Here is a 16,909-nt window from a genome sequence, read left to right as displayed (position 1 = left end):
AGGCGAAAAAAAGCCCGCGGGAGGGCGGGCAGAAGGACACTTCTAAAAATGAGCCAGGCCACTATAGGCGGCATATTCTCCCTCCACAGTGAAACAAAATTCATGGGGGCGTCAGTCAGCCTTGCGGCAATGGTACAGTCGCGTTTTTTCCAACGAGGCAAGGGCATGCACAAGGTGGTAATGGGCGCATTGGTATTGACGGCACTGGCCGGTTGCGCGGGTTCGAAGATGAACGAGGCGCGCCTGGGGGCTCCCTACAAGGCCATGGCATCGGACAAGGCCACGCTGGTGGTTGCCGAGTGCATCCAGTTCGGCTGGCAGGATGAAAGTGTGTTTGGTGTCGACGCCGGTGGCTTCAAAGAGCCGAACGGGGCCGGTGGTTTCACCGTCTATACCACCGGTGGCGATTACTTCGTCGACGTGCAAAGCGCCGGTGCCGGTTCGTCCGTCAAGTACTACGCCGTTGAAGATACGATGCCGGCCAAGCGTCGCTTGGCCGCACTCGCGACCTGTCTGTAATCTGTTGCCTTAGTCATTTCAGGAAACGCCCGGCGGGACAGCCGCCGGACATTCGCTTATGATTCAATCCGCCCGCCCGACATAATGGCTCTTTACCAGTACACGGACGTCGAGGCCTTACCGTCGGGCGGGCACCTTTAGTCCTTATCGCGGCATAAAACCCAAATGCCAGCGCCGGGGAATCTTCAGCGACACCAGTCCCAACACGCCCGCCAATACACCGCTGACCACCAGCGCCCTCAGCCCCATGTGCTGCTCCAGCAGCGCGCCAATCACCGCGCCGACAAACATCCCCGCCCACGGAATCAGTTGTACCCGCCAGCCGTTACGGCGCTCCCCCAGCATCCAGCGCCCCAGCCCGCGCCCAAAGCGTGACAGTGCGCCGGTCACGTAGGTCAGCCCCACCGGCAAGCCGTTGACCTCTTCCACGGCTGCGTTGAGCATGCCCATCGCAATGATCGCCGCCAGCAGCGCCGGCAAGGTGTCGGCGAAGGGCAGCAAGGCTGCGCCGCAGAGCAAGGTGGCGATACACAGCAACAGGGGCAGGGCATGGCGCCGGCTGAGACGGCCGACCACTACGCCCAAGGCGTTACCGGCGACGAATGTGGCGACCAGCAACAGCAGGCGTGCGGTCAAGCCGAGATCTCCCACACTGATGGCCACTGCCAGGCGCGTGGTGTTGCCGCTCATGAACGAAACAAAGTCGCCGCTGGCCATGAAGCCGATGGCGTCAGTCATGCCCGCCAATACCGAAAGGCTGGCCACCAGCATCAGGCCGACGCGGCCGCGCCAGCGCTTTTGATGGGCCAGTGCGGCATTGGCATAAGGCTTGTTGGGCGAAGGCAGCATAGGGCCGGGTTCCTCGGTGAGATTATCTGGCCACTACCCTAGGACGCTTTGATTGCGCGCGCAATGACCTCAGACACACTCCAGGCGCCAACCCTCAGGTTGCCAGAGCAAACGGTGGGTTGGCCCGAACGCCTGGATGAACGCCTCATCATGGGATACAACCATCATCGCCCCGCTGAAACCCTGCAGCGCCTGTTCAAAGGCGATCACCGATTCCAGGTCCAGGTGGTTGGTGGGCTCATCAAGCAACAGCAGTTGCGCGGGTGTTTCACCCCACAGGGCAATCGCCATCGCGGCTTTCAACCGCTCGCCGCCGCTGAGGTGCGCGGTCGGTTGGGTGACCCGCCGGGCATCCAGTTGCAGCAAGGCCAGGCGCGTACGCAGTTCGGCTTCGGGCAGCGGTGTGTCGAGCAGGTTGAGCTGTTCGACGAGGGAGCGTCGGTCATCCAGCAGCGCCTGGTGCTGGTCGATATACGCGCAGGGCACCGGCACCGAGCACTCACCGCTGGCGGGCTGCAATTGGCCGGCCAGTACCTTGAGCAGGGTGGATTTGCCGCAACCGTTCGGTCCCTGCACGGCTACGCGCACCGGCCCTGTGAAGTTGAGTGTGAGGGCGGGATGCTCCAGCCAGGGCAACCGGACCTCCGTCAAGGCCACGACCTGACGGCCATTGGGCACGATCGAACCCGGCAAGGCCAACAGGGTCGGCGTTTCATCCACCACGCGCTCGTAGGCTTGGCGCACCTGCTCATCCAGCGCGTGTTTGTACGCGTGATGGGCACTGCGCACGGTGCCGACGACTTCGGTGGCGGCGCTTTTCCAGCGCGCCTTGGTAAACCGATCCACATTGGCCGTCTCGGCGTGCTTGCGGGAGCGCGCCGCCTGGCGTTGCAGGCTGTCATGGTCTTTCTGCACGCGCCGGCGTTCGCGGTTGCGCTCAAGGCGTGCGTGCTCCAGGGCCGCGACGGCGGCGTGCTGTTCGGTGTCGCGCTGCAGGCGATAGGCATCATAGTTGCCGCCGTAGACGTGAGGGCCGAGGGGGGACAGTTCAATGATGCGCCCGAGGGTGTTGAGTATTTGCCGGTCGTGGCTCACCACCACCAGGCCGCCGCGCCATTCCTGCAACAGATGCAGCAGCCACCGGCGGCCGGCGCTGTCGAGGTGGTTGGTGGGTTCATCGAGCACCAGCAGTTGCGGTGCGGCCAGCACGGCGCCGATCAGCCTGAGCCGCGCCAGTTGCCCTCCACTGAGCTGATCGGCCGGCGTATCGACACCCAACTGCGCAAGGCCTGCTGCATCGAGTGCGGCGCGCAAGCGTTCGGCAAGGTCCCAGCGATTGTCGATCAACGCAAGGTCATCGACCTGCGCCGTCCCTGCCGCCATGCGTGCCAGTGCCGCCAGCACGGGCGTGGTGCCCGTCAGGTCAGCGAGGGTGTCTCCCGCGGCAACCGCCATGTCCTGGGGGACATAGGCCACACTGGCCGAGCGCTTGAGCGAGCCGGAGGAGGGGGACAACACGCCGGCGATCAATTGGGCGAGGATACTTTTGCCCCGTCCATTGCGTCCCACAATCCCGGTGGGCGTGTGGTCGATGGACAGGTTCAGGTCGTCCAGCAATGTCTCGCCATCGGCGAACTGGAAGCACAGGTGTTGCAGGGAAACCAATACGGGCAGCCGGTTGACGTCAGTCATCAGCACCTCCAAAAAAATGTCGGACAGGCCAACAAGCGCGCCAGGCGGCTCGTTGCAGGTACATTCTGGAAGGCTTAGTGATTCACGTCGGCGGTCGTCCCGGAAGTCAGAAGGGGGCCAGAGCCTAACCCGCCTTGGCATTGCCGGGCAAGTCGGCGGCCAGTTGTTCAAGGAACATCGCCAAGGCGACTTCCTCGGCCTTCAGGCCTTTGCGCACCCGCGGCTTGGGCAACCTGGACAATTCCCCCAGGCTGAAATGCTCCAGTACGGCCGGGTGGATATAACACTTGCGGCACACCGCAGGCGTGTTGCCCAGTTGCCTGGCGACATCCTTGACCATCGCCACCACATGTCGCTTGGCGTCGGATTCCGGTTGCCATTCCAACTCCCGCAGCACCGCCAGCGCCATGGCGGTGCCGGCCCAGGTGCGGTAATCCTTGGCGGTGAAGTCGGCACCGGTAAGGTCGTGCAAGTAGGCGTTGACGTCATGGGAGCTGACGGTGTGCCGCTCGCCGTCTTCATCCAGGTACTGGAACAGGTTCTGCCCCGGTAACTCCAGGCAGCGCTTGACCACCGTGGCCAGGCGCCGGTCCTTGACACTGACCTGGTGCTCCACGCCACTCTTGCCGCGAAACTGGAACTGGATCTCGCTGCCTTTGACATCCACATGGCGGTTGCGCAGGGTGGTCAGCCCGTAGGATTTGTTGTCTCGCGCATATTGGGTATTGCCGACGCGGATCAGCGTGGCGTCCAGCAGCATCACCACCGTGGCCAGGACTTTTTCGCGCGTGAAGCCGGGTTCGGCGATTTGCGCTTCGAGCTGTTTGCGCAGTTTCGGCAGGGCGTTGCCGAACTCCTGCAGCCGCGCATACTTGTCGCTGTCACGCACCTCACGCCAGCGCGGGTGATAGCGGTATTGCTTGCGTCCACGGGCATCGCGGCCGGTGGCTTGCAGATGGCCGTGCGGGTCGGCGCAGATCCACACATCGGTATACGCAGGAGGGATGGCGAGGGCGTTCAGGCGCTTGATCTCATCGGCATCCCGGATGCGCTCGCCCTTGGCGTCGAAGTACTGGAACTTGCCGCGCACTCGCTTGCGGCGGATGCCGGGCTGGGTGTCATCAACGTAATGCAGGTCGCGGGGCAGGTCGGCGGGCAGCGCGGAGTCGGGCATGGTGCGGGTTCCTTGGCAACGGATCAGGCCGGTATTCCTGATTGACCGCAGCCGTGTGCGGTCGTGCCAAAAGGTTTCTTATGCCAGCACGGCCACCGCCTTGATCTGCGCCCACAGCGCCTGGCCGGGGTGCAATTGCAACTGGTCGCGGGAGAACCGCGTGATCCGCGCCAGCAACGGCGTGCCATCCGCGTCCAGGCGCACCAGCACATGGGCGCTGTTATCCGCTGCGATCTCCTGGGTAACCGTCACCGGCAGGCGGTTGAGGATGCTGCTGTGCTCTCCGGCCTGCAGGCTGAGGCTGACGTCGCGCGCCTGTACCTTGACGCGCAACGCCTTGCCCAACGCCAGCGGTGCATGGGCCACGCGCAGGTGCTGGGCACTGTCGGGCAGTTGCAGCGTGAGCAGACGGTAGTGATCGTCGTAGGCGCTGACGCTGCCGTTGATCACCACGCCCGCGTCGTCCCCCAACGCCAGGGGCAGGTCGAGACGCGCCAGGGTTTCGCCGATGGGACCACTGGCCAGGGCCTTGCCGTCGCTGAGCAACACGATGTGATCGGCCAGGCGCGCCACCTCATCCTGGGCATGGCTGACGTACAGCACGGGGATGTCCAGTTCGTCGTGCAGGCGTTCCAGGTAAGGCAGGATTTCGCCTTTGCGCTTGCTGTCGAGGGCGGCCAGGGGCTCATCCATCAACAGGAGTCTTGGGCTGGTGAGCAGGGCGCGGGCGATACCGATGCGCTGGCGTTCACCGCCGGACAAGTGTTGGGGGTGACGCTCCAGCAGATGGCCGATCCCCAGCAACTCCGTGGCCTGGAGCATATCCACCCGGCGTTGCGAGCGCGGGATGCGCTTGAGGCCGAACTCCAGGTTGGCCCGCACCGACAGATGGGGGAACAGGCTGGGCTCCTGGAACACGTAGCCGAGCGCGCGCTTGTGCGGGGGCACGAACAGGCCGTTGCGGCTGTCTTGCCAGACTTCATCGTTGATCTGGATAAACCCATCCTCGGCCCGTTCCAGCCCGGCAATGCAGCGCAGGCAGGTGGTCTTGCCGGAGCCCGAGTGCCCGTACAGCGCAGTCACCCCTCGGCCTGGCAAATGCAGGTCAACGTCCAGGGCAAAGCCTGTGTACTTCAAGCTCAGGCGTATATTGATCATCGACATCAGCTCCAACCCATCCTGGTTTTACGGCTGGAGTAGAGCGCCAGCAATACGAGGAACGCGAACACCACCATGGAGCCCGCCAGCCAATGGGCCTGGGCATACTCCATGGCTTCGACATGATCGTAGATCTGCACCGAGACCACGCGGGTCTTGTCCGGGATATTGCCGCCGATCATCAGCACCACGCCGAACTCACCGACGGTGTGGGCAAATCCCAGGATGGACGCGGTGATAAACCCCGGGCGCGCCAGGGGCAGGATCACCGTGAAGAAGGTATCCCACGGATTGGCGCGCAGGGTCGCGGCCACCTCCAATGGGCGCGTGCCGATGGCGGAAAAGGCGTTCTGCAACGGCTGCACCACGAATGGCATGGAATAGATCACCGAACCGATCACCAGCCCGGCGAAGCTGAAGGTGAGGGTGCCCAGGCCCAGCCATTGGGTGAACTGGCCGAAGTAGCCGTGGGGGCCCATGGTCAACAGCAGGTAGAAACCGATGACGGTGGGGGGCAGCACCAATGGCAACGCCACCACCGCGCCAATGGGGCCGCGCCACCATGAACGGGTGCGCGACAGCCACAGGGCAATCGGAGTGCCGATGACCAGCAGGATCACGGTGGTCAGTGACGCCAGTTTGAGGGTCAACCAGATTGCGGAAAAATCGGCACTCGACAGGGGCATTTACTTGCTCAGTTCATAACCGTAGGACTTGATGACGGCAGCGGCTTTCGGCCCCTTGAGGTACTCGACCAGAGCCTTGGCAGCGGCGCTGTCCTTGCCTTTGTTGAGGATCACCGCGTCTTGTTTGATCGGGTCGTGCAGGGCCGCCGGGACGATCCACGCCGAACCGCTGGTGACTTTGCCGTCTTTATAAATCTGCGACAAGGCGACGAAACCCAACTCGGCGTTGCCGGTGGAGACAAACTGGAAGGCCTGGGTGATGTTCTGGCCTTCGACGAGCTTGTCCTTGACCTGCCCGGTCAACCCTTCCTTGGCCAATACCTGGGTGGCGGCGAGGCCGTAAGGCGCGGCTTTCGGGTTGGCGATGGACAGGTGCTTGAAGTCATTCTTCTTCAACACGTCGCCCTTGGCGTCCACATAACCTTCCTTGGCCGACCACAGCGCCAGGGTGCCCACGGCGTAGGTGAAGCGCGAGCCTTTGACCGTGTCGCCTTCGCTTTCGAGTTTTTGCGGGGTGGTGTCGTCGGCACTCAGGAACACTTCGAACGGCGCGCCGTTCTTGATCTGGGTGTAGAACTGCCCGGTGGCGCCGTAGGCCGCGATCAGCTTGTGGCCGGTGTCTTTTTCGAAGCCGGCGGCAATCGCCTGGATCGGTGCGGTGAAGTTGGCCGCGACGGCCACCTGGACTTCATCGGCGTGAGCCGCTGCGGTCGCGAGCAACGTGACCAATGCCGCCAGGCACGTGGGTACAAAGCGAGGGGTATTGAAAGTCATGAACGGCTCCGTTTGAGAAGGTGCAGAACCTGGTGCCGATTATAGGGACGGGCGCTGCCAGGCGCTGTATGTATAGGTATATAGCGTAAAAATGGCAAGCGAAATCCATCTTAGGAATCGATGCCCGCTCGCGGTCGAGATTTCCTCCCGTTGACGCCCCCCTGACTGACAGCCAGACGCTGGCCGCAACGCGATAGTGGTAGGCGTATTGACCTGAAACGGAAGCAAATCATGGGCAAGGAATACGCTTACATCGACGTGGGCGCGACAAACACCGAGAGCAGTAAGGCTTACACGCAGACATGGATAGAGCGTGTATTGGCTCAATCCACGCTGGAGCCGCAGGCCAAGGCACTGATCCGGGCGGACTCCCTGATCCCCGTCGAATTCTCGGTATTCGATACCGATGACAGCCAGCGACAGCCGATCCTCGTCGAGACCGAGTCGGTGCCGCTGTGGCATATCCTCAACGATCGGTTTCCCTGGAAGGTATATGCCGGCAAGCAGCAAAGCACGGACAGCGTACAAACCAAAGTCCTGATGCCGTATTTCTACGGTGAGGTGGCACGGGAGCTGAATTTCACTCGATTTTTCCTCGGTCGCATCCGCATCAGTGGGCAGATCCACGCGGGCTTTTGGGTGCAGCATGAGTTGATGATGCCGTACCAGGCGGTACTCAAGACCGAGGTGGTGGTGCTATCGGTGTGGAACACCCACGCAGAGATGATGGCGGAAATCTGGTTTGACCTTCCTCTCATCTCCCTGGGAGCCAACCAATGGCCTAAGGCGATCAGCCTGGAGTGGCCGGGGATGCGTATTGGTGCGCAGTCGGGCAACCGCTTCGAATATTCAGCCGATACGAGCCAGAACAGGCTGTGGCTCAAACCCTTTGAAGAGCCTGTGGGGGTTGCGATCTTGAGTATCCTTCCGCGGTGGACACTCAAAGACGTGCAGTTGCCAGACACTCACATAGAGCCCGATCAATTGCTCAAGGTGACCCTCGGCAATCTTCCTGGTGGTGCGCCGGCGCTGGAATATTCGATCAGCGTTGGGCAGGAATATCGAGCGGCAGGGCGCTGGCAATATTATCTCGCCGTTTATTTGAATCACCATTGCCCTTGGGTTAACTGCGGGGTGATGGATGAAGAGGGCGTGATCCGGGCGCATCGTGACCAGGAAAATTTCTGGTTCGTGCGCAGTGACGCCTCCCAGGCGTCTTTTTCGATACAGGTGTTGCCCCAGGACCTGGCGCAGTGGCTGAAGGGCGTGCCGACGTCGACACAGCCGGTTGCGCCCCCCAAGGCCTGGCAAAAATGGGACAACCTGCTGAGCAGTGTATGGAACGCCGAACTCTCCAAGGACTACATCCAGAATCTTATCGAGCGCTGCCTGAACAAGTCCGGGCTGCCGCAACGTACCCAGGATCGGTTCAGGGACGAAAAACGGTTTCGCTATAAATACCAGGTGGGCTACCCGGTCTATTCGGCGGGCATGACCGCCTATGCGCCACCGCGCTACAAGCACTTTTCGTTCCTGCAGGTGCTGACGGGCGAGCCGCAGCGCACGGCGTATTTCCAGGAAACTATCGCCAACATACATGTCAGCGGTGCACCGCTGTCGAGCGTGGAAGTGCGTGCCCTGGGCCGCTTGCGCGACATTCTGTATGAAACCTTTGTCGCCGACATCGACGAACTGGCGCGCAACGCAGACTACAAACAACTGTTTGGTGAAACCTGCGAGGCTTTGGCCAAGGTCCGTGCCGCACAGTTTCTGGTCGATGATGCTGAGCAGGATGTGTCCCTGCGTGAACTCGCCCACCGCTTTCTAAAAGGTGAAGTCAAGCCGCGCCTGCTGCTGTTCCGGGAAAAAGTGGTGCCCAATGCGTTGGTGCTCAAGCTCAGTTCAGAGAAGGCGCTGCTCATCTCACTGAACATGGCAGAGCTCACTTGGGCGGTGTGGCAGCCCAGCGGCGTGGCGGGGCAACCCAGTGACGACTTGATGCGGTTTATCACGCACCACCTGCCGTTGCCGGAAAAACTCAGCGTGGAGCGCTCGGATTTCTATCCGCAGAAAAAGCGCTACGGCTACCACTACCGCCGCGTACCGCCGCAGCCGGTGTCTTTCCGGGAGGTGACGAACATCAACGATGCGCTGTATGAGATCGGTATCAGCGAACTCAAGCACATGATGAATTACGCGGTATTTTCCTCCGATGAAGAACGGCGCCTGGCGAAATGGGGCCTGTTCAAGGTCGCCACCCGCGCGGTGTCCAGCCTGGTGATAGCGGCGGTCGGTCCCGCATCGGGCGTCGGGGCGTTACTGTTGTCCGGCGGTGTCGGCCTGATCGCCAATGTCGCAGACGCAAGCTTCTCCTACCAACTGGCCCGCAGCATGGACCGACCCGAGAATTACGCCGCTTATGTGTATGAGTGCAAGTTGGGCGTATTGCTGGGCGTGGTGGAGCTGGTCGCCGACGTTACCCTGGCCAGGGGACAACTGCGCACGCTGTTGAAACGGTCGGCACAGACCGGGAAGTTGCTGTTGCCGGCCTTGAGGTCCCGTGAGCGCCCGGACACCCCTGTTTCCCTGGAGCAGGCGAGCGCCTCCACGTTGTTCCTGCCCACATCAGCGGACCTGCTGGGCATGCGCGGTCGTCTGGAAAAGCTTTATCGCGACGCCAATAAGCTGGCCGAATTGGCGGGCGACTCCGAGGCCTCGACTACAGGCGGCTTCGCTGAGTCCAAGCGCTGTGCGGACTACCTGTCGAGCAAGTCCTGGGACGTCCAGGCTATCGGCGTCTTGCTGTTCGCCGAACCGGACGACCCGCGTCCGCAGTGCCATTTTGCCCTGTCGGTTCGTAATGAAAGTGATGCGGCGGTGCTGGACACGGGGTTGGGGCGCCTGGACCCTTCGGCGCAGCAACTGGCCTATTTTGATTCCATCGCCGGCTGGGAGCAGCGCGTGCAGCAAGCACCGGCGTCGAGCGGCAAATTGGTGGTCTACAAGCTCTATGCCAATGTCATCGAGGCCAGCCATGAGCTCAACACGGTGTTCCGGCTGGGAGTGAGTTGGGGGCGTTTCTTCAATACCGGCAGCTATTCGGTCCTCGCGTGTCCGCAGCGATTTATCACCGCCATCCAACGGCAACTGCCCAGGTTATGGGATGTGCTTTCCCGGGAGCTGCCAGGGGGCGCGTCGCAGCTGACGACGGCGCTGCAAAATACGCCGCAGCCGTTCGATCACGCCGGCCTGTTGCTGCAGGTCAGTAACCTGCGAGGCTTGATCGATGAATCCGAGGATATGTTGCGCCGTACCGTTGGAGTGCCTGTGGTTGGCAACCTCAGGGCGCAACTGCTGGGGGCTTTCCGGAGTTGGCGTCACGAGTCGCTGGAAGAGTATGTGGAGCTGATGGACAGCGTTATCGCAGAAGAGGCGGAGTTGGTGCGCGGAGCATTGGCTCACCTGGACCAGTTGCAATCGGGCCTCGCCAGCCCGATTGCCACGGCGGAGAACGCCCTGGTCGATTGCGTCGACTGGATCGCACTGCGGGCCGGCCAGGAAGACGACGACTGGCGCAGTTTGCTGCGCAGCGAAATCGAACGCTATGTCACGGGGGATCGCGCCCGTGCGGACCTCTGTACAAGGGCGCAACTCGACTACCTGCACCAGACGCTGGCCGCCCATCGCGAAGTGCAGATACACCACGTACTGGGGGCCAGCTACGAACGACTCTCCATGAGCACCGGCCAGGCGCTGTTTACTATCGGATTGAAGTTGATCAACGCCATGGCCAGCCATCGGCAGTCCGATTGCTTCTTCGCCCTGATCATGACCTGCCAACCCTATGAGAACAGTAACGAGCACTTCGCCCGCATCATCTACGGTATCCACGCCCTGCGGCAAAAGCGCTTCATGGTACTGACCCAGGCCCACGAAAACCGCCTGAGCGGGCTACGACCTGCGGAACCTGTGCCGCTCTAGTCCGGTGTGCGGGTGAGCGTCTTGAGGGCTTGCGCGGCCAGCAACGTGGTCAGTTCGCGCGTCGACAGTGCGTGCTTGAGCCCGACGGCCTGCCCGGCCCACTGACTGCCAAAACCGGCTTCATCCTTGGCCTTCAATGGCATCAGCGCGCCGCCTGCCAGAGGAAAGGCCGGCGCCGCCGGGTTCACGGGGCCCAGCTCACGCATCAGGCGATTCAAGAGGCCACGGGCAGGGCGCCCGGTGAACAGATTGGTCAACGCTGTGCCACTGGCCTGGGCCGTCAGCAAGGCCAGATGGTGGGCCCGGCTGAGCGTCGCCTCCGGGGTGAACAGATACGCGGTGCCGATCTGCACCGCCGAGGCCCCGAGGGCGAAGGCCGCGACAATACCGCGCGCATCGCCGATTCCGCCGGCGGCGATTACCGGGACGCGCACTGCGTCCACCACTTGCGGGACCAGGGCCAGCGTGCCGATCTGGCTGCTCAGATCCGAAGCCAGGAACATTCCCCGGTGCCCGCCGGCCTCATACCCCATAGCGATAATCGCGTCGCAACCGTGCCGCTCCAACCAGATCGCTTCCTCGACTGTGGTGGCCGAGGACAGCACCTTGGCCCCGGTCGCCTTGACACGTTCCAGCAGGGTTTTTTCCGGCAGGCCGAAATGAAAGCTCACGACCTCGGGGCGGTGTTGCTCCACCACTTCGCAACTGGCTGCGTTGAACGGGGCGCGATTGGAGACCGGTGTCGGCGCATCAAAATCGGCGCCCAGCTCACGGTAGTAGGGTTCCAGCAAGGCCTTCCAGTGGCGATTGCGTTCCTCATCGGGCTCAGGCGGCTGATGGCAGAAGAAATTGACGTTGATAGGCCCGCTGCTGGCATGGCGCACGGTGGCCAGGGTTTCGTGCAGTTGCTCGATGCTCAGCATCGCAGCAGGGATCGAACCCAGCGCGCCGGCCTGGTTGGCGGCAATCACCATGGCGGCGCTGGTCGCACCGGCCATCGGTGCCTGGATGATGGGCACGTCGATGCCCAGCAGGTCGAGAATACGGGTGTCTGGCCAGGTGCTCATGGGACGTGTCTCCAGTATCAGTGAGGCTTGTCGCTGTTTTAACAGGGCCCTTGGCACCCGGCCAGTCTGTTTTATTCACTGGACGAGGGACGTTTTTCGTGCGCGTCAGTGGTCTCTTTCACGCTCCAGCAGCTGCCGCTTGCGTTCAACCCCCCAGCGATAGCCGGATAGATCGCCATTGCTGCGCACCACCCGATGACAGGGAATCGCCACCGCCAGGCTGTTCGCCCCGCACGCCTGGGCCACTGCGCGAAAGGCCTTGGGCGCGCCGATGCGTTGGGCGATCTGCCCATAGCTGGCCGTGCTGCCCACCGGAATCTCGCGCAAGGCCTGCCACACCCGCTCCTGGAACGCGGTGCCACGCAAGTCCAGTGGCAAGTCCAGGCCCAGGGCCGGCGCCTCGATAAAGCCCACCACGTGCGCAATCAATTGTTCGAAACGGCGGTCCGCGCCCACCAGGTTGGCCCTGGGGAATTGATCCTGCAGGTCGCGCACCAGTTTGTCCGGGTCATCCCCGAGCAGAATCGCACACACGCCACGGGCGCTCTGCGCCACCAGGATTGCCCCCAGCGAGCATTGCCCGACGGCGAACAGAATATCGTTGTTGGTGCCGCCGGCCTTGTAGTCGCTGGGCGTCATGCCGAGCCGTTGGTTGGCCGACTCATAAAAGCGGCTGTTGGAGTTGAAGCCGGCTTCATACAACGCGTCGGTTACCGAGTGCGGGCCCTTGAGCCCCTCGCGGACCTTGCGTGAGCGATGGGCGCTGGCGTAACCCTTGGGCGTCAGGCCGGTCACGCCTTTGAACACCCGGTGGAAATGGAACGGGCTCAGGCCGGCCCGGCTCGCCAGCGTGCTGAGGCTGGGCGCGGTGTCGGCGTGTTCGATCTGCCGGCACGCGTCCGCCACCAATTGCGCATGCTGCGCAGCCAGTTGTGTCTGGTCACCGGCTGCGCGTTTGCTGGCGCGATAACCGGCAGCCTCGGCCTGTGCCGGGGTGTCGAAAAACTCGATATTTTCCGGACGGGGCAATCGCGAGGCGCTGCTCGGGCGGCAATACACACCGGTGGTTTTCACGCCGTAGACGAACAGCCCATCGGCTTTCGGATCGCGGGCAAGAATTGCAGCCCAGCGCGGATCTTGTTCGGTAGTCATGGTTGGCACTCTTGACGGATCCTGGCCAGATTAGCCGTGCTGCAGTGGCCTGGCACTCCGAAGCTTGCGGTCAAATCAGCCGGCGGTGCGAAAAGTGAGGTTGATACGTTGCGGGCCCATGATCGGGTGCACGCCTTCCTTGATCGGCATCACCCCATGAAAACGCAGCCGATCGACCCCTCCCCAGACCACCACATCACCATGGAACAGCGAGACCTTGCGGGTCTTGTCACTGCGGGCGTGGCCACCGAACAGGAAAACTGCCGGCAGTCCAAGGGATATCGACACGACGGGCTCGCTGTAGCGACGTTCATTCTTGTCCTGGTGCAAGGACATTTTCGCGCCCGGCACATAACGATTGATCAGGCAGGCGTCGGGGGCAAAGTCGACAAACCCGGCGTCTGCCGCGGCTTCTATGGCCAGTCGGCGCAAGGTGTCCGGCAGCGCTGGCCAGGGTTGCCGGGTGCGAGGGTCCAGGGGCGTGTAGCGGTAACCGCTGGTGTCGCTGGTCCAGCCCAGCGCGCCGCAACTGCTCAAGGCGGCCGACATGGTAAAGCCACCGGGCGTAACCATTTGCCGAAACGGCGATTGCGCCAGCACACGGCGCAGTTCTGGCAGAAGGCGTTCAATCCAGGGCAGGGCATAGCCCCTTAGCACGTAGGACTGTTCGCCGATCTGCTCACGCGCTGCGGGTTGTTGCAGGGCGTCATCGGCGAACAGGTCATCAGTGGGGCCGGGCATTGCCTTACAACGCCTTGCTCACGTTGATGTCGGTGATGACATCGCTGGCATCGTGGATTTTCGCCAAGGCCTGCAAGGCCTCTTCCACGCTATTGCTCGTCAGTTGGGCGAACTCGAAGCGGCGTTCGCCGTTGAGCTTGTACTTGATCACGTATTTGGTGGTAGTGGTCACGGTGATTTCCTGTGGCGTCTTCGAGTCAGCTCAGCTTGGTGCTGGTGCGACGTACGATGCGAATCTTGTGGGACAGCGCCGGCTTGCGGGTGACGCTGATCGCGCGGCGTGTCACCACGTCCAGGGTGATATTCCAGAATCCGGTGCTGGGTGCGGTGATCTTGGCGGGGAATTTGTCGAAGGCGCCGCCGTGGTACGTGTGGCGACCGCCATTCTTGAAACTGCGAAAATTTGCGTCGCTCATCAGGCGAATATTACAAGTCTGCGAGCATTCGATGACGACAATGTCCCCCTCGTTGAGGTGCTCGCGCTGGTGAATAAATTTCATGAGGGTGTCTCCAGAAGGGCTTTTTCTGAAAAATCAGAATGATACGTAGGTTAAGATGGAGTTTATCAGCCCCAGCGCGTTTATTATCGGCCCGTCTTCAATGGCGTCGACAATTTAAAACAGTTATTTACCGAGTTATCAGGGATAAATCCTACGTGGGCGGGAGAAAATTACCATCTCCGCTGTCGTAGGGTCTTTATTGGAGGTTTTGTATGAAGTGGAGTGTGTTGGTTCTGGCCTTGGCGATAGGTGGGTGTGCTTCGGTTGCAGATATCAAGCAGACCCCGCCGACGTTGGCCGTCATTTCCGGGAAAAAGCCCCAGGAGTATGCCGCGTGTGTGGTAAGGAAACTGTCGGCTACTCGTCGGCCGCCGCAGATTGAACCGCATAAGGATGGTGTGCAGGTTATCGTGCCGCAGAAGTTTTCCGCCGACCCTTCGGCTATTTTCGAAATTGAAGAGCGCTCCAGCGGTAGCAGCATCAAGCTCTACGAGAGCATGTCCAACGTGCCGATCCGCCCGGGTGATGTGAAAAAAGCCGGGGAAGAGTGCATTTCCGGTTGAGGCCGCTGGGGAAAGCCGATATGAAGCGTGAACACGTGAAGGCCCGTCATGCCGAGGGTGAAATCTCGGCCACCCATGTCATCCAGAACCCCGCCGACCTGGGCGAGTGGATCGTCTTCTTCAAGAAAAGTGGCGGTCGCAGCTTTTTTCTGGTGGATGATCAGGATGAAGTCGAATCCTTTGCCAGCCTTGACGAGCTGAGCGAAATCCTTCGGGAACTGGGGATCAAATTCGCCGAGATCCACCTGTAAACTGCGGGGTTACTTGCAGACCACCACCACGCTGCGACTTTTGTAGTTGCCCACATCCTGGCCCAGGGTCTTGTCGCTTTCCTTCAGCGATGGCGTGCCTTCGGTGCCGACAATGCGATAGCCGGTGCCTGCGCAGGAGGCATCGGCTTTTTCGTAGCAACTGGCCCAGGAGTTGGCTTCGCCTGAACAGTCGATGGTCAGGCCTTGCTCGCCGTTCTTGAGGTAGACATCGGAAGTGGTGGTGCAGCCGGCGAGTGCCAGTACCGCAGTCAGTGCCAGAAATTTGTTCATGTGTGTTCGTCGTCGAGGGTGTGGGAGGGGCGCTGACACTGTCGTGGGGCGTTTGTGGAAGATTATAGCGAACTGCCATCTAGGTACAGGCAAAACCAAAAAAGCCCCGTGATTCGGGGCTTTTTGCTCAGGGCTGCAGGCTTACTTACCCTTCGGTCTCTTGCTCGACGCGTGGCCCGCTTCGTCAACAAACACTTCGGCGACCGCGATCGCCATGCTTTCGGTCTCGAAAACGCCCGCGACGCTGTCTCCATGGAAATTGATCAGGTGCCAGCCGTCTGCTCGCTTGGTGATCAGGTAGCCGTTCACGCCTTTTGGTTCTGACATCTATTAACAATCTCGTGGTCTGATTCAAGGATGCAATGATAGCGCCAAATGTTCCAGGACCGCGCAAGTTATTCCAGGTCAGTGTTCTGGGCTGAAAAGCGTGCTAAAAGGGTTGCAACCCCTTTAAACATGAGGAGGCGGATTTTTTTAGCGTGACGGGGGAGTCGCTCTTTGTAAGATCAGCGGAACTTACGCCGACATTTTTTCTCTATGATGACATCGCAACGCCAGCAGGACCCATTGTAAGGTGACTGCGGCCTGATTAGACTGCGCCGAATTCCGTACGCACAGCCCTTTGTAAGGACTTATATGATCAAGAAATGCTTGTTCCCAGCAGCCGGTTACGGCACTCGCTTCTTGCCAGCGACCAAGGCCATGCCCAAAGAGATGCTGCCGGTGGTAAACAAGCCACTGATTCAGTACGGCGTCGAAGAGGCATTGGATGCCGGTCTGAACGAAATCTCTATCGTCACCGGTCGCGGTAAGCGCGCACTGGAAGATCACTTCGACATCAGCTACGAGCTGGAAAACCAAATCAAGGGCACCGACAAGGAAAAATACCTGGTCGGTATCCGCAAGCTGCTGGACGAGTGCTCGTTCTCCTACACCCGTCAGACCCAGATGAAAGGCCTCGGCCACGCCATCCTGACCGGTCGCCCATTGATCGGTGACGAACCGTTCGCCGTGGTACTCGCGGATGACCTGTGTGTGAACCTGGAAGGCGACGGCGTACTGACCCAGATGGTCAAGCTGTACCAGAAATACCGTTGCACCATCGTTGCGGTTCAAGAGGTCGATCCTCAAGAGACCAACAAGTACGGCGTGATTGCCGGTGACGACATTGGTGATGGCCTGATCCGCGTACGCGACATGGTCGAGAAGCCGGCGCCTGAAGATGCACCGTCGAACCTGGCGATCATCGGTCGTTACATTCTGACCCCGGACATCTTCAAGCTGATCGAAGAAACCGAGCCAGGCAAGGGTGGCGAGATCCAGATCACCGACGCCCTGTTGAAGCAGGCCAAAGATGGTTGCGTGATCGCCTACAAGTTCAAGGGTCGTCGTTTTGACTGCGGTGGCGCCGAAGGCTACATCGAAGCCACCAACTTCTGCTACGAGCACTTCTACAAGACTGGCAAGGCTTACTGATTCACGCAGGCCTGCCTTCGAAAAAGCCACCTTCG

Annotated in this window: 18 protein-coding genes; 5 read left to right on the top strand and 13 right to left on the bottom strand. The window is 61.2% G+C overall.

Features of this window, described 5'->3' with window-relative positions:
* Positions 1-165: 165 nt before the first annotated feature.
* Complete coding sequence (locus BM416_RS01290) at positions 166-519, top strand: hypothetical protein (protein WP_027606604.1); 354 nt, start codon at positions 166-168, stop codon at positions 517-519.
* Between the two features lie 144 nt (positions 520-663).
* On the opposite strand, the gene BM416_RS01285 is transcribed toward BM416_RS01290, so the two are convergent.
* The 6 genes from BM416_RS01285 to modA form a co-directional block, all read right to left on the bottom strand.
* Positions 664-1,368, bottom strand: coding sequence for a YoaK family protein (locus tag BM416_RS01285; protein WP_027606603.1), 705 nt, complete (start codon positions 1,366-1,368; stop codon positions 664-666).
* Positions 1,369-1,437: 69 nt separating this feature from the next.
* Entirely contained in the window at positions 1,438-3,060 is a 1,623-nt protein-coding gene (locus BM416_RS01280) for an ABC-F family ATP-binding cassette domain-containing protein (protein ID WP_092484485.1), read from the bottom strand.
* 124 nt (positions 3,061-3,184) lie between these two features.
* Complete coding sequence (locus BM416_RS01275; RefSeq protein WP_092484482.1) at positions 3,185-4,234, bottom strand: DNA topoisomerase IB; 1,050 nt, start codon at positions 4,232-4,234, stop codon at positions 3,185-3,187.
* Between the two features lie 78 nt (positions 4,235-4,312).
* Positions 4,313-5,392: a molybdenum ABC transporter ATP-binding protein gene (gene modC, locus BM416_RS01270; RefSeq protein WP_092485554.1), complete on the bottom strand. Its 1,080-nt coding sequence runs from the start codon at positions 5,390-5,392 to the stop codon at positions 4,313-4,315.
* Positions 5,393-5,397: 5 nt separating this feature from the next.
* The gene (modB, locus tag BM416_RS01265) at positions 5,398-6,078 is read right to left on the bottom strand and encodes a molybdate ABC transporter permease subunit (protein WP_065941573.1); all 681 of its coding nucleotides are present in this window, start codon (positions 6,076-6,078) and stop codon (positions 5,398-5,400) included.
* A complete protein-coding gene (gene modA / locus BM416_RS01260) occupies positions 6,079-6,852 on the bottom strand; it encodes a molybdate ABC transporter substrate-binding protein (RefSeq protein ID WP_092484479.1) in 774 nt (257 codons plus the stop codon). It lies immediately after the preceding gene.
* Between the two features lie 231 nt (positions 6,853-7,083).
* Here modA and BM416_RS01255 point away from each other — a divergent pair, with 231 nt between their 5' ends.
* Complete coding sequence (locus BM416_RS01255; RefSeq protein WP_092484476.1) at positions 7,084-10,833, top strand: hypothetical protein; 3,750 nt, start codon at positions 7,084-7,086, stop codon at positions 10,831-10,833.
* Here the strand turns inward: BM416_RS01255 and BM416_RS01250 are convergent.
* From BM416_RS01250 to BM416_RS01230, 5 genes are all read right to left on the bottom strand, one after another.
* Positions 10,830-11,900, bottom strand: a complete 1,071-nt coding sequence (locus BM416_RS01250) for an NAD(P)H-dependent flavin oxidoreductase (RefSeq protein WP_092484474.1) — start codon at positions 11,898-11,900, stop codon at positions 10,830-10,832. The genes BM416_RS01255 and BM416_RS01250 overlap by 4 nt on opposite strands.
* A gap of 105 nt (positions 11,901-12,005) precedes the next feature.
* Positions 12,006-13,052, bottom strand: a complete 1,047-nt coding sequence (gene ada / locus BM416_RS01245; protein ID WP_092484471.1) for a bifunctional DNA-binding transcriptional regulator/O6-methylguanine-DNA methyltransferase Ada — start codon at positions 13,050-13,052, stop codon at positions 12,006-12,008.
* 75 nt (positions 13,053-13,127) lie between these two features.
* Positions 13,128-13,793 (bottom strand): DNA oxidative demethylase AlkB, encoded by a 666-nt coding sequence (alkB, locus tag BM416_RS01240; RefSeq protein WP_092484468.1) that lies wholly within the window; start codon positions 13,791-13,793, stop codon positions 13,128-13,130.
* A 4-nt stretch (positions 13,794-13,797) separates the two neighbouring features.
* Entirely contained in the window at positions 13,798-13,965 is a 168-nt protein-coding gene (locus BM416_RS30530) for a hypothetical protein (protein ID WP_092484465.1), read from the bottom strand.
* 25 nt (positions 13,966-13,990) lie between these two features.
* A complete protein-coding gene (locus BM416_RS01230; protein WP_003173824.1) occupies positions 13,991-14,293 on the bottom strand; it encodes a DUF1883 domain-containing protein in 303 nt (100 codons plus the stop codon).
* Positions 14,294-14,505: 212 nt separating this feature from the next.
* On the opposite strand from BM416_RS01230, the gene BM416_RS01225 reads away from it, so the two are divergent.
* Together BM416_RS01225 and BM416_RS01220 are read left to right on the top strand one after the other, a co-directional pair.
* Positions 14,506-14,856, top strand: coding sequence for a hypothetical protein (locus BM416_RS01225; protein WP_027606592.1), 351 nt, complete (start codon positions 14,506-14,508; stop codon positions 14,854-14,856).
* Between the two features lie 20 nt (positions 14,857-14,876).
* A complete protein-coding gene (locus BM416_RS01220; protein ID WP_027606591.1) occupies positions 14,877-15,107 on the top strand; it encodes a hypothetical protein in 231 nt (76 codons plus the stop codon).
* Between the two features lie 9 nt (positions 15,108-15,116).
* Here the strand turns inward: BM416_RS01220 and BM416_RS01215 are convergent, their stop codons facing one another.
* Complete coding sequence (locus tag BM416_RS01215) at positions 15,117-15,398, bottom strand: hypothetical protein (RefSeq protein WP_027606590.1); 282 nt, start codon at positions 15,396-15,398, stop codon at positions 15,117-15,119.
* A gap of 141 nt (positions 15,399-15,539) precedes the next feature.
* The gene (locus BM416_RS01210) at positions 15,540-15,725 is read right to left on the bottom strand and encodes a hypothetical protein (protein WP_017528082.1); all 186 of its coding nucleotides are present in this window, start codon (positions 15,723-15,725) and stop codon (positions 15,540-15,542) included.
* Positions 15,726-16,034: 309 nt separating this feature from the next.
* Between BM416_RS01210 and galU the strand changes: the two genes are divergently transcribed.
* Positions 16,035-16,874, top strand: a complete 840-nt coding sequence (gene galU, locus BM416_RS01205) for a UTP--glucose-1-phosphate uridylyltransferase GalU (protein WP_003212579.1) — start codon at positions 16,035-16,037, stop codon at positions 16,872-16,874.
* Positions 16,875-16,909 lie beyond the last annotated feature (35 nt).

The organism is Pseudomonas sp. NFACC42-2, from assembly GCF_900116055.1.
Classification (GTDB): domain Bacteria; phylum Pseudomonadota; class Gammaproteobacteria; order Pseudomonadales; family Pseudomonadaceae; genus Aquipseudomonas; species Aquipseudomonas marginalis.
Note: the sequence above shows the minus strand (reverse complement) of the source record. Positions and strands in the feature narration are given on the sequence as shown.